This is a genomic window from Rothia sp. BD8, from assembly GCF_044878465.1.
GTDB classification, from domain to species: Bacteria; Actinomycetota; Actinomycetes; order Actinomycetales; family Micrococcaceae; genus Rothia; species Rothia kristinae.
The window spans coordinates 175128-195727 of the sequence record NZ_JANJES010000003.1 but is presented as its reverse complement, the minus strand read 5'-3'; the positions used below and the strand labels follow the sequence as shown (position 1 = coordinate 195727).

The 20600-nt window shown below is 70.5% G+C and carries 16 protein-coding genes and 1 tRNA gene; 14 read left to right on the top strand and 3 right to left on the bottom strand.

What is annotated here, in order from left to right; all coding sequences use genetic code 11:
• Positions 1–168 precede the first annotated feature (168 nt).
• Genes NQ707_RS03870 through NQ707_RS03860 form a run of 3 tightly spaced genes read left to right on the top strand, consistent with a single transcriptional unit; the run spans position 169 to position 3252 of the window.
• The gene (locus tag NQ707_RS03870) at positions 169–1290 is read left to right on the top strand and encodes a DUF368 domain-containing protein (RefSeq protein WP_224799928.1); all 1122 of its coding nucleotides are present in this window, start codon (positions 169–171) and stop codon (positions 1288–1290) included.
• A 9-nt stretch (positions 1291–1299) separates the two neighbouring features.
• Positions 1300–2217: a 16S rRNA (cytidine(1402)-2'-O)-methyltransferase gene (rsmI, locus tag NQ707_RS03865; RefSeq protein ID WP_397548301.1), complete on the top strand. Its 918-nt coding sequence runs from the start codon at positions 1300–1302 to the stop codon at positions 2215–2217.
• Between the two features lie 30 nt (positions 2218–2247).
• The gene (locus NQ707_RS03860; protein ID WP_196826259.1) at positions 2248–3252 is read left to right on the top strand and encodes a TatD family hydrolase; all 1005 of its coding nucleotides are present in this window, start codon (positions 2248–2250) and stop codon (positions 3250–3252) included.
• Between the two features lie 16 nt (positions 3253–3268).
• On the opposite strand, the gene NQ707_RS03855 is transcribed toward NQ707_RS03860, so the two are convergent.
• Positions 3269–4246 carry a glycosyltransferase family 4 protein gene (locus tag NQ707_RS03855; protein ID WP_404434876.1) on the bottom strand — a complete coding sequence of 326 codons (978 nt, stop codon included), beginning with the start codon at positions 4244–4246 and terminating at the stop codon, positions 3269–3271.
• A 158-nt stretch (positions 4247–4404) separates the two neighbouring features.
• Here NQ707_RS03855 and rsmA point away from each other — a divergent pair, with 158 nt between their 5' ends.
• On the top strand, positions 4405–5256 hold the full coding sequence (gene rsmA, locus NQ707_RS03850) for a 16S rRNA (adenine(1518)-N(6)/adenine(1519)-N(6))-dimethyltransferase RsmA (RefSeq protein WP_055684329.1): 852 nt from the start codon (positions 4405–4407) through the stop codon (positions 5254–5256).
• A gap of 71 nt (positions 5257–5327) precedes the next feature.
• On the opposite strand, the gene NQ707_RS03845 is transcribed toward rsmA, so the two are convergent.
• Together NQ707_RS03845 and NQ707_RS03840 are read right to left on the bottom strand one after the other, a co-directional pair.
• Positions 5328–6503, bottom strand: coding sequence for a glycosyltransferase (locus NQ707_RS03845; protein ID WP_055684330.1), 1176 nt, complete (start codon positions 6501–6503; stop codon positions 5328–5330).
• A 56-nt stretch (positions 6504–6559) separates the two neighbouring features.
• Positions 6560–8398 (bottom strand): ABC-F family ATP-binding cassette domain-containing protein, encoded by a 1839-nt coding sequence (locus tag NQ707_RS03840; RefSeq protein ID WP_404434874.1) that lies wholly within the window; start codon positions 8396–8398, stop codon positions 6560–6562.
• 123 nt (positions 8399–8521) lie between these two features.
• On the opposite strand from NQ707_RS03840, the gene NQ707_RS03835 reads away from it, so the two are divergent.
• From NQ707_RS03835 to NQ707_RS03790, 10 genes are all read left to right on the top strand, one after another.
• Positions 8522–8593, top strand: a tRNA-Gln gene (locus NQ707_RS03835).
• A 56-nt stretch (positions 8594–8649) separates the two neighbouring features.
• Positions 8650–10140, top strand: coding sequence for a bifunctional UDP-N-acetylglucosamine diphosphorylase/glucosamine-1-phosphate N-acetyltransferase GlmU (gene glmU / locus NQ707_RS03830; protein WP_055684332.1), 1491 nt, complete (start codon positions 8650–8652; stop codon positions 10138–10140).
• A gap of 3 nt (positions 10141–10143) precedes the next feature.
• Positions 10144–11127 (top strand): ribose-phosphate diphosphokinase, encoded by a 984-nt coding sequence (locus NQ707_RS03825; protein ID WP_055684333.1) that lies wholly within the window; start codon positions 10144–10146, stop codon positions 11125–11127.
• A gap of 83 nt (positions 11128–11210) precedes the next feature.
• Positions 11211–12320, top strand: coding sequence for a glycosyltransferase family 4 protein (locus tag NQ707_RS03820; RefSeq protein ID WP_055684334.1), 1110 nt, complete (start codon positions 11211–11213; stop codon positions 12318–12320).
• A gap of 44 nt (positions 12321–12364) precedes the next feature.
• Positions 12365–13558 (top strand): glycosyltransferase, encoded by a 1194-nt coding sequence (locus NQ707_RS03815; RefSeq protein ID WP_061225277.1) that lies wholly within the window; start codon positions 12365–12367, stop codon positions 13556–13558.
• Positions 13555–15429 carry a glycosyltransferase family 2 protein gene (locus NQ707_RS03810; protein WP_404434870.1) on the top strand — a complete coding sequence of 625 codons (1875 nt, stop codon included), beginning with the start codon at positions 13555–13557 and terminating at the stop codon, positions 15427–15429. The genes NQ707_RS03815 and NQ707_RS03810 overlap by 4 nt, the downstream gene beginning before the upstream one ends.
• Positions 15426–16445, top strand: coding sequence for a glycosyltransferase (locus NQ707_RS03805; protein ID WP_064724920.1), 1020 nt, complete (start codon positions 15426–15428; stop codon positions 16443–16445). Before NQ707_RS03810 ends, NQ707_RS03805 begins: the two co-directional genes overlap by 4 nt.
• Positions 16436–17548, top strand: a complete 1113-nt coding sequence (locus NQ707_RS03800; protein WP_193554003.1) for an RNA-binding protein — start codon at positions 16436–16438, stop codon at positions 17546–17548. The genes NQ707_RS03805 and NQ707_RS03800 overlap by 10 nt, the downstream gene beginning before the upstream one ends.
• A complete protein-coding gene (locus NQ707_RS03795; protein ID WP_055684338.1) occupies positions 17545–18291 on the top strand; it encodes a cytidylyltransferase domain-containing protein in 747 nt (248 codons plus the stop codon). Before NQ707_RS03800 ends, NQ707_RS03795 begins: the two co-directional genes overlap by 4 nt.
• Positions 18288–20531 carry an N-acetylneuraminate synthase family protein gene (locus NQ707_RS03790; protein ID WP_055684339.1) on the top strand — a complete coding sequence of 748 codons (2244 nt, stop codon included), beginning with the start codon at positions 18288–18290 and terminating at the stop codon, positions 20529–20531. The genes NQ707_RS03795 and NQ707_RS03790 overlap by 4 nt, the downstream gene beginning before the upstream one ends.
• Positions 20532–20600: the final 69 nt, after the last annotated feature.

Below are 20600 nucleotides of genomic sequence, written 5' to 3'. Positions count from 1 at the left end.
AGAAGAGCGTCACGTACCCCGGGAGCCCGGAACCTGGAAGAATGCGGGGACGACCCCGCGGCGGTCCATCCACTCTAGCCGGTGCCGCCGCCCCGCCCGCACCGTCCGCTTCCCGTGTCCGCGCGCCGCATGGCCCCGGGGTGCCGGACGGCGCCCGCACAGAAGGCCATGACGCACCCCGCCATGACTCATCGCTCCCAGACCCCCCGCCCCGCCGACTCCCCGCAGACCCGCCCCCAGACGCCGACGGTCGGAGCCCCGGCGACCCAGGCACAGACCCTCCAGCCCACCGGGCCCGAGGACCCCGAACGGCGGTCTCCCCGGTCCGCGGGTCGCCCGACGCCGGCTCGGCTGCTGCTGGATGTGGTGCGCGGCGGGCTGATCGGCGCCGTGGAGACCGTCCCCGGCGTCTCCGGGGGAACCGTGGCGCTGGTCGTCGGACTCTACGAGAGCCTCATCGGCTCCCTCGGGCACCTCGTCTCCGCCGCCCGCTGCGCGCTGCTCGGTCTGCTGTCCCGCGGGGCCGGCGCCGTCGAGCACCGCCGGCAGGCGCGCGTTCACCTGCGTCAGGTGGCCTGGCCGATGCTGCTGGCCGTGGGCCTGGGGATGGCGCTGGCCGTCGTCGTGATGGCCGGGGTCATGGGCCGGCTGGTGGAGGACCACCCGGTGCTGACCTCCGCGGCGTTCTTCGGCATGGTCCTGGCCTGCACCGCGGTGCCCGCCGCCCGGGTGGGCCGCTGGCGGGCCCGAGACGTCCTGGCCGCGGCGGCCGGGGCCGTGGCCACCTGGGCCGTGGTGTCCCTGCCGCGCCAGGGCGAGGCCGATCCCGCCCCCTGGGTGATCGTGCTGGCCGCGGCCGTGGCGATCTGCGCCCTCGTGCTGCCCGGCCTGTCCGGGTCCTTCCTGCTGCTGACCTTCGGGATGTACCAGCCGACCCTGGCTGCGGTGAACCAGCGGGACCTGGGGTATCTGACGCTGTTCGCCCTCGGGGCCCTGCTGGGGCTGGCCACCGTGGTCAAGGGTCTGGAGTGGCTGCTGGCCCACCGGCATCGGGTCACGCTGGCCGTGCTGACCGGGGTCATGATCGGCGGGCTGCGCGGGCTGTGGCCCTGGCAGTCCGAGACCGGGGCGCTGCAGCCGGTCGGGGAGGCCGCCGGAGCCGCTCTGCTGGTGGGCGTGCTCGGGTTCCTCGTGGTCGCCGCCGCCGTCGTCCTGGAACGGCGCCTGGCCGCCACCCGCGCGGCCCGCGACGACGACGCCGCGACGCGCGGGGCCGCCGCGGATGGCTAGGCTGGGACGGTGACCCGTCCGCCCAGCACCCCCGCCCAGTCCCCGGAGACCCCGGATCCCTCGGAACCGGTGAGCTCCCCGCACTCCGAGGGCCTGCTCATCCTGGCCGCCACGCCCATCGGCAACCTGGAGGACGCCTCCCCGCGCCTGCGGGCGCACCTGGAGAGCGCAGACGTGATCGCGGTGGAGGACACCCGGCGCCTGCGCACCCTCACCGCGGGGCTCGGGGTGAGCACCCGCGGGCGCATCGTGACCAACCACGACCACAACGAGGGCCAGCGCGCCGAGGAACTCCTCGAGGCCGTGCGCCGCGGATCCACCGTGCTGTTGATCTCCGATGCCGGGATGCCCACCGTCTCCGACCCCGGCTTCCGGGTGGTGGAGCGCGCCGCGGCGGAGGACCTGCCGGTGACCTGCCTGCCCGGACCCTCCGCGGTGCTGGCCGCGCTCGCGGTCTCCGGCCTGCCCACCGACCGCTTCGCCTTCGAGGGGTTCATCCCGCGGAAGGCCTCCGAGCGGCGCACCCGGTTGGCCGAGCTGGCCGGGGAGCGGCGCACCCTCGTCTTCTATGAGGCGCCGCACCGGCTGGCCGCGATGCTGGAGGCGCTGGCGGGAGCCTTCGGCCCCGAGCGCCGGGCCGTGGTGGCCCGGGAGCTGACCAAGGTCCACGAGGAGGTCCGGCGGGCGACGCTGGGCGAGCTGCTGGCCTGGGCCCAGGAGGGCCAGGTGCGCGGGGAGATCGCCGTCGTGGTGGCCGGGGTCCCGGAACCGGAGCCGGAGGAGGCCGCGGACCTCACCGGGGAGGTGGAGGCCCTGGTGGCCGAGGGCCTGCGGCTCAAGCAGGCTGCCGCCCAGGTGGCCGAGGCGCACCGGGTGGGCAAGAGGGAGCTGTACGAGGCCGTGCTGGCGCGGCGACGGGAGGACTGAGGAGCCGTGATGACGGACTGGACGACGCTCATGCCGGAGGCCGAGCGGCTCAGTGGCAGCCTGTGGGCCGGAGATGCCGCCCCGGAGGTGCTTCCCGGGGAGGTGCCCCCGGCCTACCGAGCGGAGAACTACGACGTCGCCGGGGAGCCCTCGGGAGAGGGCACCCGCCGCCGCGGCACCGAGGGAGACGGCGGGCGCAGGCGCAACCTGGAGTTCCCGCCGGCCCCCGAGCCGCTGCCCGTCCCGATCGTGGATGACCACACCCACATGGATCTGCTGGACGGGGACACCGCCGTCACCGCGAAGGACGCGCTGGACACGGGGGAGGCCGTGGGCATCGGGGGGATCGTGCAGGTCGGCTGCGACCTGCCCTCCTCCGCTTACGCCGTCGCCGCCGCCGAGGCCGATCCGAGAGTGCTGGCCGCGGTCGCGATCCACCCGAATGAGGCCCCGGGGCTGATCGCGGAGGGGACCTTCGAGGCGGCGATGGCGGCGCTGGACGAGATGGCGCAGCGCCCCCGCGTGCGCGCGATCGGGGAGACGGGGCTGGACTACTTCCGCACGGACGAGTCCGGGCGGGACGCGCAGCAGGAGAGCTTCCGCCGGCACATCCGCCTGGCCAAGGAGCACGGCTTAGCCCTGCAGATCCACGACCGGGACGCCCACGAGGACGTGGTGCGCATCCTCGAGGAGGAGGGGGCTCCGGAGCGGACCGTGTTCCACTGCTACTCCGGCGGTCCGGAGCTGGCGGCGATCTGCAATGAGCGCGGCTGGTACATGTCCTTCGCCGGGACCGTGACCTTCAAGAACTCCCACGCGGTGCAGGCCTCCCTGGACATGGCCCGCCCGGACCTGATCCTCGCCGAGACCGATGCGCCCTTCCTCACCCCGCACCCGTTCCGGGGGCGACCCAACGCCTCCTACATGACCGTGTACACGGTGCGGTGGATGGCCGAACGGCTGGGGATGCACCTGGCGGAGCTGTGCACCCGGATCCGGGACAACGCCCAGGCCGTGTACGGCTCTTGGGAGTGAGAGCTTCGGGCCCACATCAGAAACGAGGCCGGACAGCAGCCTCCCGGAGGATGTCCGCGACGGCGGCCCACAGCTGTTGGAAGGTGAAGGAATCCAGAACCCGATGGCGTGCAGCTCGGCCGATGCGCCTGCGTTGAGCCTCGTCCCCTAGAGCACGTTCGATGACCTTGGCGACGCCGACGGGGTCACCCGCGGGCAGGGCCAGGTTGCTGCGTCCATCCTGGAGATACTCCTCCATAGCAGCGGTGGCGGTGGCCGCTACCGACGCTCCACAGGCCATGGCCTCCAAGAGCACGCTCTGACCCGTCGGATATGCCAGAGCATGGGTGGGAACCACGACCAATCGGGCAGACCGCAGATTGTCTCGATGCTGCTCCATGGAGACCGGCCCATGAATCGTCACATTCGGCGGCGGGTCCAACACACGGCCGGGTTGGGTGAAGATGTCGAAACGGGTATCCGGAAGTCGCCGAGCGGCGTCCAGCAGCGTCTCGTAGTCTCTGCCGCGGTCGATGCCCATGGCGACGACGTCGAAGTCTCTGGTCCCTTCTCCAGGGCAGTAGTAGTCCGGGTCGACGCCGAAGCGGACGGGATGGATTCGGTCCTCGGGCATCCCCGCGGCCGCGAAGATCGAGCGCTGGTTGCGGCTGAAGCAGATCACGTCATCGATTCCACGCAGGGCGGTGCGGATCGCGCGGACCCGCTCGGGGGAGCCGTGGCGAAGCTCCTCCGCCCACCAGCAACTCACGGTTGTCAGAGGCACGCGGTGATAGGGAGGAATCCCGAGTCGTCTCAGTTTCCCTGGGAGGACGGCTTTGTCCTCCAAGAGCGCCAACACCCCTTCGGCTCCCAGAATCCTCGGTGCGGAGCGCACCGCGAGGTCCACGCGTATGCCCGTCCGATGCTCGATCACATCACGCGCTTTGCAATGCCACGGGTGTTTGGCCGGAGGCACCGGTATCAGATCGATTCCGTGCTCCATCAGCAGGTCCACGCGGTATGGACCTGCGATCCGTCGGTCTGCAGCTACACGATTCTGCCGGCGTCGGACGCCTCCATGATCGAATAGTCCTACGATCTTCATGGGGTCAGTCTCTCACGCCGGTGGCATCCATGATCGGTTCTGCGCGTCGGCTCGGTAGAATCCCCCGGGTGAGCACCGCACCCCTCCTGGGCCCCGCCGAGATCCGCCAAATGGCCGCACGCGCAGGCATCCAGCCGACCAAGACGCTGGGCCAGAACTTCGTCATCGACGCCAACACCATCCGACGGATCGTCACCACAGCACGGGTGGACGCGGGAGAGGTCGTGCTGGAGGTCGGCCCGGGGCTCGGCTCGCTGACCCTGGGGCTGCTGGATGCCGCGGCGCGCGTGGTCGCCGTGGAGATCGACCCGCCGCTGGCCGCCCAGCTGCCGGAGACGGTGCGCCGCTTCCGCCCCGAGAGCGCGGATCGGCTCGACGTCGTGCTGCATGATGCCCTGACCGTCACCGAGCTGCCCGCACAACCCGATGCGCTGGTGGCCAATCTCCCGTACAACGTGGCCGTGCCGGTGCTGCTGCACCTGCTCGCCCAGTTCCCGAGCATCACCCACGGGCTGGTCATGGTCCAGGACGAGGTGGCCGACCGGCTGGCCGCCGCTCCCGGCTCCAAGGTCTACGGAGTGCCATCGGTCAAGGCCCGCTGGTTCGGTGAGGTTTCCAAGGCGGGGGTCATCGGCACCAACGTGTTCTGGCCGGCGCCCAAGATCCGCTCCGGCCTGGTGGCCTTCCGCCGCTACGAGCGGCCCCTGGCGGAGGACGTGACCCGCCGGGAGGTCTTCGCGGTGATCGACGCCGCCTTCGCCCAGCGTCGCAAGACCCTGCGCGCGGCCCTGGCCGGCTGGGCCGGTTCGGCGGGGCGGGCGGGGGAGATCCTGACCGCGGCCGGCATCGACCCGACCCTGCGGGGAGAGCGGCTGGGCATCGAGGGCTTCATCGGCATCGCCCGGGCGGGGCGCTGCTGACCAGAAGAGAGAGGCGGCGCTCATCCGGAGTGTTTCCGAAGCTCATGAGCCGACGATCCGGAAGTCTCAGATCAGCTCGCGGAGACAGCCGCTAGGCAGGAGACGAGGTGATCCACCCGCTGCCGCGCCGTCTGCTCTACGGACCGGTTCGCCATGAAACGGGCAGCCCGCCGTCTGGCCGTGATCAGGTCATGCGGGTTCCGCTGGACGGCGGCGATGTGCTCAACCAATCCTCGAGCGTCGCCCCGAGGCGCGGTCCATCCCACCGCGTGCTCCCGCACCAGCGGCGTCAGGGTCTCATTGTCGAATCCGCCGATCGCGGCTCCGCACCCGAGAGCTTCGAAGTACGTGCAGGAGGGATCCCCCTGGAGATGGGGGAAGATGACGATGTCCACCGAATCCCGGACGAACTGCTTCCACTCATCCATGTCGAGGAACCCATGGATGACGAGGTTCGCCGGGGCCTGCGTGCGGATGCTCTGTTCCAGCGCCCCCGTCCCGAGCACATGGAGCACGGTCCCGGGAGTCAGGTCCTGCAGGTGACGGGCGATCTCCGGAAGCAGCTGGGCTCCCTTGAAGGGCTCCAGCCGACCGGAGAACGCGATGCTCATCCGAGCGTCCGGTAGACGAGGGGAGGTATTCGGAGGCTGGGTGGAGGCGCTCAGGACATCCAGATCCGCCTGGTAGATCCGGTGATCGTAGAACGTGAGATGACGCGGATTCAGCGACGCGTAGGCATCTCGGGCCGCGACCCCGTTGAATTCGACGCCGGCGGCTCGACGGAGCCGACGGCGCAGGAGCAGCTCGTCACGACGCAACCCGATCGCGCTGCGCAGGAGATCCGCGCAGGAACCACCGGATGCGCGAGCCAGATTCATGCGCACACTCAGCGGCACCTCGGTCATCTGATACGTCGGAATGCCCAATTTCGTCAGCCAGGAGGTCCTGCGGATGCTGAGCATCCAGATGACATCCGGGGAATCCCTGCGCACCAGTTCAGGGGTGAGGGACTCGGGGATGACGCTGCGCTCGCTGAGGAAATCCTCGACGGCTGCATAGCCGACGGGAAGCTCCTCAGGAGCTGCCGGCCGGACGAGCAGTCCTCCGATGCGCAGGGAACCCCCGAGCTGGAGCAGACGGCGGGAGAAGAGGTCCTGGTTCTCCAGCGACTTCCGCGGAGCCCAGAGTCTCCCCTCGACGACGAAGACCGGATTGGGCTCGATCAGTAGGACCTTCGGTCGTGTCAAGGGTGCTCACTCCAAGGGGTGGACGGCGGCCGTGGAGCCGTGACTGCGGAATCGGATTATTCCACGATCTCGGACAGCTCCATCCACCGCTCCTCCAAGGCGTCGATCTCCTCCTGGGTGGAGGAGGCCTCCGCGCTGAGCTCGCCCAGGCCCTGGAAATCCGTCTGATCGTGCTCGGCCATGCGCGCGTGCACCGCCTGCTTGGTCTCCTCCAGCTTCGCCAGCTTCCGCTCCACGGACTTCAGCTCCTTCTGCGCCTCCCGCACCTGCGCCCCCGAATACCGGGGTGCCACGGCGTCCGGGGCGGCGTCGGAGGCCGACGGGGACGACGCCGCGCCCATCGGATTGGCCTGGTCCCGCCGGGAGGAACCGGCGTCGTGGGCGGCCTCCAGACGCAGATACTCGTCGATCCCGCCGGGCAGGTGGCGGAAGCGGCCATCCAGCACCGCGTACTGCTGATCCGTGACCCGCTCCATGAGGTAGCGGTCGTGGGAGACCACCAGCAGGGTGCCCGGCCAGGTGTCCAACAGGTCCTCCATGGCCGCGAGCATGTCCGTGTCCAGGTCGTTGGAGGGCTCATCCAGGATCAGCACGTTCGGCTCGTCCAGCAGGATCATCAGCAGCTGCAGGCGCCGCTTCTGCCCGCCGGAGAGGTCCTTGACCGGGGTGGACAGCTGCGCGTTGGTGAAGCCCAGACGCTCCAGCAGCTGACCCGGGGTCATCTCCTTCCCGTCCGCCACGTAGCTGGTGCGTTTGCGGCCGATCACTTCGGAGACCCGGTCCTCGGCCACCTCCTCCAGCTCGTCCAGCTGCTGGGTCAGGGTCGCGATGCGCACGGTGGTGCCGCGCTTGACCCGCCCCTCGGTGGGCTGCACGGCGCCGGTGACCAGGCCGAGCAGGGTGGACTTGCCCGCGCCGTTGACCCCGAGGATCCCGGTGCGCTCGCCGGGGGCGATGCGCCAGGTGACCTCGCGCAGCACCGGCCGGGTGCCGCCGTCGGGCAGGGGATAGGAGACCGAGGCGTCCTCGATGTCCACCACGTCCTTGCCCAGCCGGGACACCGCCATCTGCGCCAGACCCACCGTGTCCCGGACCGGGGGAACGTCCGCGATCAGCTCGTTGGCCGCCTCGATGCGGAACTTCGGCTTGGAGGTGCGCGCCGGGGCGCCGCGGCGCAGCCACGCCAACTCCTTGCGCATCAGGTTCTGCCGCTTCGCCTCGGCCGCCGCGGCCTGCCGGTCCCGCTCCACCCGCTGCAGCACGTAGGCGGCGTACCCGCCGTCGAAGGGCTCAACGACGCCGTCGTGCACCTCCCAGGTACGGCTGGTGACCTCGTCCAGGAACCAACGGTCGTGGGTGACCGTGAGCAGGCCGCCGGCGGTGCGGGACCAGCGGCGCTTCAGGTGCTCGGCCAGCCACGTGATCGCCCCGACGTCCAGGTGGTTGGTGGGCTCATCCAGCATCAGCACGTCCCAGTCCCCGGCCAGCAGCTTCGCCAGGGCCACGCGCCGCCGCTGCCCGCCGGACAGGGAGGCCACCGGCGCGGCCCAGTCCAGGTCCCCCACCAGACCGGAGACGACGTCGCGGATCTTCGGGTCCGAGGCCCACTCATGCTCCGCGGCGTCGCCGACGATCGCCCGGCCCACGGAGTCCTGCCCGTCCAGCACATCGGACTGATCCAGGTAGCCCACGGTGATCCCGGAGCGCTTGGTGACCCGCCCGGCATCCGGTTCCAGGCGCCCCCCCAGCAGGGACAGCAGCGTGGACTTGCCGTCCCCGTTGCGCCCGACGATGCCGATGCGGTCGCCCTCGTTGACCCCCACGGTCACGCCCTCGAAGACCGTCCGCGTGGGGAAGCGGACGTGCAGGGACTCTCCACCCAGTAGATGTGCCACCCGCCCAGCGTACGTGCTGCCGGGCCGCAGCTGCCGCGAGGCGGGTCCGGGAGGCTCCTCGCCCCTTTGGTAGCATGGGCAACCGTCCGTCCCTGACGCTCCCAGACCGCCTCCGGGGCGCACTCCGCCTTGGTGTAATCGGCAACACAGCGGCCTTTGGAGCCGTTATTCTAGGTTCGAGTCCTAGAGGCGGAACGACCAGGACACGGTGCCGCGGCGCCGGCACAGCTACGTCGAGGAGCACTTCCGATTTGACCTCCGCACCCCAGTCCGAAGCCACCGGCGCACCGACCGCCGTCATCGTCCTCGCCGCCGGGGCGGGGACCCGCATGAAGTCGGCCCTGCCCAAGGTCATGCACCCCATCGGCGGCCGCTCCATGGTCGAGCACGCCGTGGCCACCGCCCGCGAGCTCGCCCCGCAGCACCTGGCGGTCGTCGTGCGCCACCAGCGCGAGCGCGTCGCCGAGCACGTCGCCGCCTTCGACGCCGAGGCCCTGCTCGTGGACCAGGACGAGATCCCGGGCACCGGGCGCGCCGTGGAGGTGGCCGTGGACGCCCTGGACGGGCTCGGTGCACCCCTGGAGGGCACCGTGGTGGTGACCTACGGGGACGTGCCCCTGCTGACCCCGGCCACCATCGGCGAGCTGACCCGCTTCCATCGCGAGGCGGGCAACGCCGTCACCGTGCTGACCACCCACCTGGCGGAGCCCGGCGGCTACGGGCGGATCATCCGCAACGAGGGCGGGGAGGTCACCGCGATCGTGGAGGCCAAGGACGCCACCGCGGAGCAGCTGGCCATCACCGAGGTCAACTCCGGGATCTACGCCTTCGACGCCGCCGTGCTGCGGGACTCCCTGCGCGAGGTCACCACCGAGAACGCCCAGGGGGAGAAGTACCTGACGGACGTGCTCTCGATCGCCCGCACCCACGGGCACCGCACCTCCGCGCTGAGCGTGGCCGACCGCTGGGAGGTGGAGGGCGCCAACGACCGCGTCCAGCTGTCCCGGCTGGGCCGTGTCCTCAACGACCGCATCACCGAGCGGCACATGCGCGCCGGGGTGAGCATCGTCGATCCGGCCACCACCTGGATCGATGCGACCGTGTCGATCGGCGAGGACGTCACGATCCTGCCCGGCACCCAGCTGCACGGGACCACGGTGATCGAGACCGGGGCCACCGTGGGCCCGGATACCACCCTGACCGATGTGCTGGTGGGGGAGGGCGCGGAGGTCGTGCGCACCCACGGCTCCGACGCCGAGATCGGCCCCGGGGCGAGCGTCGGGCCCTTCGCCTACCTGCGCCCGGGCACCTGGCTCGGGGAAGGCGGGAAGATCGGCACCTTCTGCGAGACCAAGAACGCCCAGATCGGGGCGGGCTCCAAGCTGCCGCACCTGTCCTACGCCGGAGACGTCACCATCGGCGAGCACTCGAACATCGGCGCGGCCAGCGTGTTCGTCAACTACGACGGGGTGAACAAGCACCGCTCCGTGATCGGCTCGCACGTGCGGATGGGCTCGGACAACATGTACGTGGCCCCCGTGACGGTGGGTGACGGGGCCTACTCCGGCGCCGGCACCGTGATCCGCCAGGACGTCCCCGCCGGGGCACTGGCCATCAACGACGCCCCCCAGCGCACCATCGAGGGCTGGGTGGAGAGGAAGCGACCCGGTACCGCGGCGGCCGATGCCGCCGCCCGGGCCCAGCGCGCAGCACACGCACAGCACGACGGCGAGGAAGGCTGATCCATGAGCAGCAAATTGACGAACCCGGGGGAGAAGAAGCTGGCGCTGGTCAGCGGCCGCGCCCACCCGGAGCTGGCCGAGCAGATCTCGAAGAACCTGGGATGCGATCTGCTGCCCGTGTCCGCCTACGACTTCGCCAACGGCGAGACGTACGTGCGCTACGAGGACTCCGTGCGCGGAGCGGACTGCTTCGTCCTGCAGTCCCACCCGGCGCCCATCAACGACTGGCTCATGGAGCAGATCATCATGATCGACGCGCTCAAGCGCGCCTCCGCCCGCCGGATCACCGTCATCGCGCCGTTCTACCCGTACGCCCGACAGGACAAGAAGCACAAGGGCCGCGAGCCCATCTCCGCCCGGCTCATCGCGGATCTGTACAAGACCGCCGGGGCGGATCGCATCATGAGCGTGGACCTGCACACCGCCCAGATCCAGGGGTTCTTCGACGGTCCGGTGGACCACCTCATGGCCATCCCGATCCTCGCGAACTACGTCCGCGACAAGGTCGGCACCGAGGGCGTCACGGTGGTCTCTCCGGATACCGGCCGGGTGCGGGTGGCCGAGCAGTGGGCCGAGCTGCTGGGTGGTGCCCCGCTGGGTTTCGTGCACAAGACCCGGGACATCTCCGTGCCCAACCAGGCCGTGGCCAAGACCGTGGTCGGGGACGTCAAGGGCCGCACCTGCGTGCTCATCGACGACATGATCGACACCGCCGGGACCATCTCCGGGGCGGTGTCCGTGCTGCGCGAGGCCGGGGCGAAGGACGTCATCATCGCCGCGACCCACCCCGTGTTCTCCGGGCCGGCCGTGGAGCGGCTGAAGGACTCCGGGGCCACCGAGGTCGTCGTGACCAACACCCTCCCGGTGCCGGAGGAGCGGCGCTTCGAGGGCCTCACGGTGCTGTCCATCGCCCCGCTGATCGCCCGCGCGATCAAGGAGGTCTTCGAGGACGGCTCCGTGACCAGCCTGTTCAACGGGGTCAGCTGAAGCCGCACGACGGCGGAGCGGCAGTCAGCGAGTTGAGGTGCGCCTCCCCCGTTGGGGAACGGACCCTCGGAGGGAAGTTAGCGTTGGAGATCCTGGTTGTCAGCCCGTGGGACCTCAAGGATCCGCGGGCCTGGTCGGGCGCCGTGGTCCCGATGCTGGAAGCCCTGCGACGGGAGGCTGAGGCCCGTGGGCACCGGCTCACCGCAACGAGCATCAGTGTCTCCCACCACCGGGTGGACCGGGTCCTGGCCAGAGCTTCAGGTGCCCTGCGCCGCGGCTATCTCCCCCAGCACTCGTGGGCGACCGCGGGCAGGTCCGGCCGCACAACCCGGAGCGAAGTCGAAAAGCGCCGCCCCGACGCTGTGGTCGGCATTGCGGCATCCGGGGTGCTCGCACGGGCTCGGCTGGATGTTCCCTGCGTCCAGATCACCGACGCGACGTTCCGGGCGATCCAGGGGCTGTATCCCCAGTTCACGGATCTCAGCGCGTTCGCACGGTGGCAGGGAGATGCCATCGAGCGGGCTGCGCTGCGCCGTTCTGACCAGATGGTCGTGGCCTCCGACTGGGCGCGACGTTCCCTGGTCGAGGACTACGGGGCGGAGCCGGAGCGGATCACCGTGGCGCCCTTCGGGCCAGCCGTGGGCAACCCCGACGGCATGCCCCGCAGAACCTCTGAGGATGGGGTGCTGCGTGTGCTCGCCGTGGCGACGGACTGGCACAGGAAAGGCGGGGACCGGGCCGTCGAGGTCGTCGGACGGCTCCGGGACTCCGGTGTGTCGGCGGTGCTCACCGTCCTCGGTGACACTCCCAGAACGCCGCTGCCCACGTGGGTGCGAGCTCCGGGGCGTGTGTCCCGGCCCCAGATGGCCGAGGAGTACGCGCGGCACGACGTCCTGCTGGAGCTGACTCGGGGGGCGGCTGGCGGAATCACGCTCGCTGATGCGGCGGGCTTCGGCCTGCCGTGCGTCGTGCAGAGCACCGGCGGCGTCGCGGATGTCGTGGTGGACGGCGTCACGGGGAGTCTGGTGGACGACGAGGATCAGGCGGTCAGGGCGCTGACCGAGCTGGTGGACCCAGAGCTGCGGGATCGACGGGGTGCGCAGGCCCGCGAAAGATTCGAGAGCGTCCTGTCCTGGGACTGCTGGGCGAGGAAGGTGCTTCCGGTGATCGAGCGGGCAGCGCTGATGCGATGATGAGGGCTTCGAGACGGCAGCGGGTCGTGATGATCACGCCTCTTGTGCCCGAGGAGAACCCGGAGCACGCCGGCGGCGTTCTCATCTCCCGCACGAGTCGGTGGCTTGCGGACAGGGCGGATGTCAGCGTCATCGTCCCCGACGGTCCTGCCGTGCGCCGGGCCCGCCCGGCGTCCTGGCTGCGTGACGTGGTGATCCTCGAGACCCCGGCCCAGCGGTCGGCTCTGCGCTCCCGGGTGTCCCGGTTTCTCGAGACCGGGCGAGCTTCCCGCTGGATGCACCATCGGCTGCGCGAGGATCCGGCGGCCACCCGGCTGCTGCACGAGGCGGACGTCGTCGATCTGCAGTGGCAGGAGCAGGCTGACCTGCTGCGCACGATCCGCCGGATCAACCCCTCGGCTCGCACGGTGGTGACCCTTCATGACGTGCTGAGCCAGCAGCTCTCCCGAGCCGCCCAGACCAGCCCGCGCACCGGCATCTCGCGACTTCTTCTGAATGTCTACAGCCGATGGGCGGTCGGGCGCGTCCGCCGCGATGAACGGCGTCTGGCCACCGGGTCCGGTGGGCCCGACGCCCTGGTGGTCCTGTCCGAGAAGGACGCGGCGCTGCTGCCGCGATCTCCCCGTGTGCGCACCCTGCCTCCGCCGGTTGATCTTCCCGCAGCGTCGACGCGATCGGTCGAGGAGTCGGCGCCGCCGACGATCCTGTTCGTCGCCTACCTGGCTCGCTGGTCCAACGAGCAGGGGCTGCGATGGTTCCTGCGCGAGGTGCTGCCCGGCATCCGGCAGCAGGTTCCCGATGTCCGGATGCGGATCGCTGGAGGAGGCATCCGCGACACCGTCCGGCGAGATGCCGACGGGACGGGGGCCGAGCTGCTCGGCTTCGTCCCGGACCTCGCCGAGGAATACGCTCGGGCCGACGTGGCCGTGGTCCCGCTTCTCCAGGGCGCCGGGGTCAAGTTCAAGACCCTCGATGCCCTGGCCTCTGAAGTCCCGGTGGTCACCACTCCCGTGGGAGCCGAAGGCATCGGGGACGACTCCTGGTTCGCGGGCGTGACCTCGGATCCGGAGGCCTTCGCCGATGCCGTGGTCTCCGTGCTCGGCGCTCCGGCGTCCTATCGAAGACGATCCGAGGCCGTTGCTGCTGAGCTTCGGCGTCGATTCGGCAGCGAAGCCGCCGAACGCGCACTCAGCACCATTCATCCGGACCTCTCCAGCCCGACAGGAAGCGCATCGTGAGCCATCCCGCAGACATCACCGTGGTCATCCCCGCCTTCAATGCCGCCGACAGCATCGGGGGGCAGCTGGAAGCGCTGTCGCAGCAGGTCGACTCGCCGGCATTCGACATCATCGTCGCGGACAACCTCTCCACGGATGGGACACGGGAAGCGGCGCTGGCTTGGTCCGATCGCGTCCCCGGGGACCTGCGGGTGGTCCGGGCTGACAAGACTCAAGGGCCCTCCCATGCCCGCAACGCGGGAATCGCGGTTGCGTCCGGATCGAAAATCCTGCTCTGCGACGCTGATGATCGCGTGAGTCGAAACTGGGTCGGTGTGGTGGCACGAGCCCTCGATGAGGCAGATCTGGTGGGCACCTGGGTGGAGACCGACACCGGCAGGAAGCTCGGCCCGGAATACCGGACGATGGGATACCTGCCCTATACGCCTGGGTCCAGCAGGGGCATGAAGCGGACCGTCTGGGATGCCATCGGGGGTTTCGACGAATCGTTCCCGACCGGGCACGAGGAGGTCGACTTCGACTGGCGAGCGCAGGAAGCGGGATTCCAGCTCACGACGACGACGCTCGCCTCTTCCTGGTACGTGCAGCGGCGCACGATGCGTGCCGTGCGAAAGCAGCGTCGAGCCTACGCTCTGGGGTGGATGCTGCTTTGGGCTCGGTTCCGAGAGGGCAGGCCGCTGCCGCCGATATCCTTCGCAGGCTCCCTCCGCCGGTACCCCGAGGACCTGCTGAAGGCGGTGCTCACCCTTCGGCCGAACGTCGACCCAGCTGAGCGTCGCGCGAGCTGGGAGCACCTCGGGTGGGCTGAGGGAATCCTCGAGGGGCACTGGCGCTATCGAATCGCCGGGCGGGTCCCTCCCCGTCAGCTGGACCATCCGGTCGCCGGCGCCACGTCCGGTGCAGGAGCGAACACATCTGTCAGTCCTGAGGAGAACCCTGTAACCGTGGTGATCCCCCACTACGGAACGCCCGATGACACTCGGTCGTTGATCAAGCAGCTCGCTGGGCAGCAGGGGATCGCCGACCTGCGGGTGATCGTCGTGGATGACTGTTCGCCCCGACCCTTCCTGGACCAGGACGCGGAGCTCTCCGAAGAAGAGAACCCCCACGGGCTGATCGTCAAGGTGGTGCGACGGGAGAGCAACGGCGGATTCGGCTCTGCCGTGAACACCGGATTGGCTGAGGCCACGACTCCCTGGGCACTCGTCCTCAACTCCGACCTGGATCTTGCTCAGGGCGTGGTCGCCCGCATCACTGAAAGAGTGCGTGGGGCTCGGCCCACCGTCTACTCGCCCCGCGTTCTGAATGAAGACGGCACCGCCCAATGGGTGGGTCGGCACTTTCCCACGGTCAGGCAACAGGTCGTGGAGTGGCTGACACCGCTGGCCAGGTACCGAGATCGTCGGGCCCTCCACGAGGCAGTCGGGCATGATACCCAGGCAGAGGCTCTCGGAGAACACCCCGTGGACTGGGTCATGGGGGCCGCGATGATTCTTCCGGTGGAGGCCGTGCGATCGGTCGGTGGATTCGACGAGAGATTCTTCATGAACGCCGAAGAGGTCGATCTGCAACGGCGTCTCCGGGAGATCGGAGTGTCTTCAGCGGTCCTCGGGGATATCACCGTCACCCACGCCAGCGGCGGCTCCTCCAACCCCGGGCTGCGTCGCCGGTGGCTGGTGGCCTCCCGCTTCCTGTACGCCCGCAAGTGGGGCGGGGAGCGTCGGCTGCGCGCCGCGCTGCGGGCCGCGACCCTGGTGAACCTCGGGCACCAGGTGCTGCGCCGGGCCGCCGGGCGCGACGTCGCCCCGCTGCGCACGTTCCGGGAGGAATGGGCCCTGACCGGCCTCAGCGAACGAGGGGCGAACCAGTGAGCGAGCCCCGCGGCCAGCGGCTGCTGATCATCAGCCCCGCCTTCCACGGGTACTGCCACTCCATCGCCCGCGGCTTCCGGGCCCTGGGCTACGAGACGGCGGTGCACCGCTACGACGCCTTCGACACCGTGGGGGCCAAGCTGCGCAACAAGCTGCGCTACGAGCTGCCCGAGCGCTTCGGCGCGGACTCCCGGGAGCGGGCCGAGGCGGACCTGACCCGGCGCGCCGTGGAGGTGCTGCGCGAGCACCGACCGGACCGGCTGCTGGTCATCAAGGCCGACGCCCTGGGGCAGGCGTTCTGGGAGGAGGTGCGCGCCCAGGGGGTCCCGCACCTGCTGTGGCTCTACGACGACCTCTCCCGCCACCGCTACGACTTCGACTTCCTGCGGCAGCTGCCGGGGGTCATCAGCTACGCCCGCTCCGAAGCGGACATGCTCGCCGAGGCGGGGGTGCCCGCGGCCTACGTGCCCAACGGCTTCGACCCCGAGCTGGCCCCGCCGCAGACCCGCACCCAGGAGGAGATCGTCTTCGTCGGCTCCCGCTACCCCAACCGGGTGCAGCTGCTGGAGCACCTGTCCGGGCACGGCGTGCCGGTGCGCGCCTACGGGCGCGGCTGGTCCCACCACCCGGTGGACCAGCTGCGCACCTGGGAATGGGCCCGCCCGGATCTGCCCTCCGAGCGGGACATCCCCCTGGCGCAGGCCTACGCGGTGCAGGCCCGCGCCGCCGCAGCCCTGAACGTGCACGGGCTGCAGGAGGGGCTGGCCATGCGCACCTTCGAAGTGCCCGGGATGAACGGCATCCAGCTGATCGACCGCCCCGACGTCGAGGAGTTCTACGACCCCGGCACGGAGGTGCTGATCTACCGCAGCCCCGAGCAGCTGCTGGAGCTGTCCCGCCGGGTCCTCGCCGATCGGCCCTGGTCCGAGCGCATCCGCGCCGCGGGGCGCGCTCGGACCCTCGCGCAGCACACCTTCGCCCACCGGGCCCGGGAGGTGCAGAAGCTGTGGGACTGACCCACCCCGCGGACCTGCGCGCCTGGCACCGCTGGCAGGCCCGGCGCAACCTGCCGCGCACCCTGAAGACCGCCGCGGCCCGCGGAGTCCGGCGGATCCGCCGCATCCCCGAGCCGCAGCCCCGATTCGCGCTGCACGTACGCGGCGAGGCGCCCGAGCTGCTCGTCGCCCTGGAGACCACCGGCCCCACCCAGCGGGCCGCCCTGCTGGAGCCCCTGACCCACCTGTCGGAACGCGACCTCGCCGTGCTCGCCCCCCACGAGGTCACCGAGCACCTGCCCGGCGGGCCCTGGCGCACCCGGGAGCTGACGGGGCAGCAGCTGGGGCAGGCCCCCGAGCTGCGCAGCGTGCGCCGGGTGCTCGGGGTCGGCTCCTACCTGCCGGTCGGCGCCGCGGCGGACGCCTGGCGCGAGCAGCGGGACCTGCCGTTCTGGGTGGTCCAGCACGGCCTGCTGGTGCCGATGGCACCCCCGCTGCCGCGGGCCGCGCACCTGCTGGCCTTCTCCGCCGCGGACGCCGCCTACTGGACCGCGGGCCGTCCGGACACCACGGCGGAGGTGGTGGGCTCCCAGCTGCTGTGGCGCGCCGGCGCCGCCCCGCGCGGTCCCGCAGAAGCCGTCGAGGCCGCCCCGGTGTTCCTGGGCCAGCTGCACGGGGCCGAGCTGCCCAGGATCGGGCTGATCCGCTCCTGCTACGCTTTCTGCAGGAAGCAGGGTGCGGTCTACCGCCCGCATCCCGGGGAACGGGACCTCCTCTCCCGGCTCGTGCACCGCTGGTGGCGCCGGCGCGGCATCGCCTTCGACGACGCCGGCCAGCCGCTGACGCGGCTGCGATCGCCCGTGGTCTCGGTGTTCTCCACCGGGGTCCTGGAGGCCGCGGCCCTCGGTCTGCCCGCCTGGGTGCACCACCGCCGACCGCCCGCCTGGCTGCGGGAGCTGTGGGGACGCTACGGCATGCGCCCCTGGGGCGGACCGCCCACCCCCGCGCCCGACCGGCCCGACGTCGAGCCCGCCCGCAGGATCGCCCAGATCCTCACCGAGGACCGGCACCCGTCGGCCCCGCACACCATCGCACAGCAGCAGGAAGAGGAACCGACACCATGAGCCAGGTCCTGGCCGTCATCCCGGTGCGCGGGGGATCCAAGGGGATCCCCCGCAAGAACCTCCGACCCATCGCCGGACGGCCCCTGGTCGCCTGGACCATCGCCCAGGCGCTGGCCGCCCGGAACGAACTCGCCCCGGAGACGGATCTGCGCGTGATCGTCTCCACGGACGATGAGGAGCTGGCCGAGATCTCCCGGCAGGCCGGCGCCGAGGTGCCCTTCCTGCGTCCGGCCGAGCTCGCGCAGGACACCACGGCCACCGAACCCGTCATCGAGCACGCCCTGGCCTGGGCGCGCGCGGACGGCTTCGCCCCGGATGCGGTGATGCTGCTGCAGGCCACCTCTCCGCTGCGCCTGCCGGGAACCATCGCCCGGGCAGTCCGGGAGTTCCTGGACTCGGATGCGGAGTCCATGGTCGGGGTGATCCCCGAGTCCCCGTTCATCTGGCGCCAGGGCGCACCCGGGGAGGAACCGAGCGCGGAGTACGAGGTCATGCACCGGCCCCGCCGTCAGGAGCTGACCGAGCAGACCCTGCGCTACCGGGAGAACGGCTCCCTCTACGTCACCGCACCGCACATCTACGACGAGCTGCACAACCGCCTGGGCGGGCGCATCCGCCTGTTCGTCCTGGACGAGGTGGAGGGCGTGGACATCGACACCCCCGTGGACTTCGCCACGGCCGAGGCACAGCTGCGGGAGACCTACCCGCAGGACGAGACGCAGAACCGAGGAACCCACCAGTGATCATCGAACGCACCATCTCCCCCTACGTCGTCTTCTCCGAGGACCCGGTGCTCACCGGGCTGCAGAAGATCTCCGCGAACAGGGCCCGCATCGTGTTCTGCGTGGATGCCCACGGCATCCTCCAGGGCGCCCTGACCGACGGCGACTTCCGCCGGTGGCTGCTGGCCAACCCGAGCGCGGACCTGTCCGTCTCCTGCCTGGAGGTCGCCAACCGGAACCCCCGCACCGCTCCGGAGGGGGCCGAGCCGGCGGAGCTGGCGGGGCTGTTCGGCGGCGGCATCGAGCATCTGCCGCTGGTGGATGAGCGGGGGCACCTGCTGGCCGTTGCCATGGACTCCGCGGAGACGCTGCAGATCGGACGGCACACGGTGGGCAAGGACCACCCCGCCTTCCTCATCGCGGAGATCGGCAACAACCACCAGGGGGACCCGGAGCTGGCCAAGCGCCTGGTGGACCTGGCCGCCGAGGCCGGGGCGGATGCGGTGAAGTTCCAGCTGCGGGACATGGACGCCCTGTACCGCCAGGCCGGCGGCACCTCCGCCGGGGAGGATCTCGGCGCCCAGTACACCCTGGACCTGCTGTCCAAGTTCTCCCTGACCGTGGAGCAGATGTACGACGTGTTCGACCACTGCAAGGAGGTGGACATCGACGTGCTGTGCACCCCGTGGGATGTCCCCTCCCTGGAGGCGCTGACCTCCTACGGCATTCCCGGTCTGAAGGTGGCCTCCGCGGATATGACCAACCACGACCTGCTGCGGGCGATGGGCCGCACCGGTCTGCCGATGCTGGTCTCCACGGGCATGTCCCGGGAGGAGGAGATCAAGGCGTCGGTGCAGGTGCTGCGCTCGGTGGGTGCCAGCTTCGCCCTGCTGCAGTGCCAGTCCGCCTACCCGGCCCCGTACAAGGACGTGAACCTCGCGTACATGTCCCGGCTGGAGGAGATCGGGCAGACCCTCGTGGGCTACTCCGGTCACGAGCGCGGGTACCACGTGCCGATCGCCGCGGTGGCCCGCGGGGCCAAGATCATCGAGAAGCACTTCACCATCGACAAGACCCTCGAGGGCAACGACCACACCGTCTCCCTGCTGCCCGAGGAGTTCGCGGCGATGGTGCGTCAGGTGCGCGACGTCGAGGAGGCCATCGGATCGGCCGGTCCCCGCGAGGTGACCACCGGCGAGCTGATGAACCGGGTGAACCTCGCCAAGTCCCTGGTGGCCACCCGGGCCCTGAAGGCCGGGGAGACCGTTACCGCCGAGGACGTGGCCGTGAAGTCCCCGGGCCGCGGCCTGCAGCCCAACTATGCGGATCAGCTGATCGGGCGGACCCTGCACCGCGACGTCGCCGAGGGGGACTTCTTCTTCGAGGGCGACCTGAAGGACGACGCCGTGCTGCGCCGGGACTTCTCCTTCGACCGGCCCTGGGGTCTGCCGGTGCGCTTCCACGACTACCGGGCCCTGATCGAGGAGGCGAAGCCGGACTTCCTGGAGTTCCACTTCTCCTACAAGGACCTGGAGATGGACATCGAGGAGGTCTTCGACGAGAAGCTGCCGATGTCCTTCACCACGCACCTGCCGGACCTGTTCGCCGGGGACTTCCTGGTGGACCTGGCCTCCGAGGACGAGGAGATCTGGGAGCGCTCCATCCGCGAGGTGCAGCGGACCATCGACATCACCCGGGACATGAAGAAGTACTTCACCCTGGAGGATGACCCGGTGATGGTGGTGACCATGGGCGGGTTCACCAAGAACGGGCACATCCCGCCGGAGCAGCGCAAAGCCAAGTACGCCCGGATCGGGCAGGCCCTGCGGCGACTGGACGCCGACGGTGTGCGCATCGCCGCGCAGACCCTGCCGCCGTACCCGTGGCTGATGGGCGGGCAGCAGTACCACAACCTCTTCCTGGATCCGCGGGACACCCGCGAGTTCGCGGACGAGTACGATGTGGACCTCTGCCTGGACATCTCCCACACGATGCTCGCGGCGAACTTCCTGAAGATGCCGCTGAGCGAGGCCGTCGAGCTGCTGGCTCCGCGCACCATCCACCTGCACCTGGTGGACGGCACCGGAGTGGACGGCGAGGGCGTGCAGGTGGGCGAGGGCGACGTCGACTGGGCCGCGCTGGGCGCCCAGCTGCGCCGGATCGTGCCGGATGCCTCCTTCATCCCCGAGATCTGGATGGGGCATGTGAACAACGGCGAAGGCTTCTTCGTCGCCCTGGACCGCCTGGAGCAGTGGCTGTGACTCCACCGCCGGAACACCGTTCCGGCAGCGAGCAGAACGCTCCGATCGCGCTGTGGTGCGTCCCCGTCC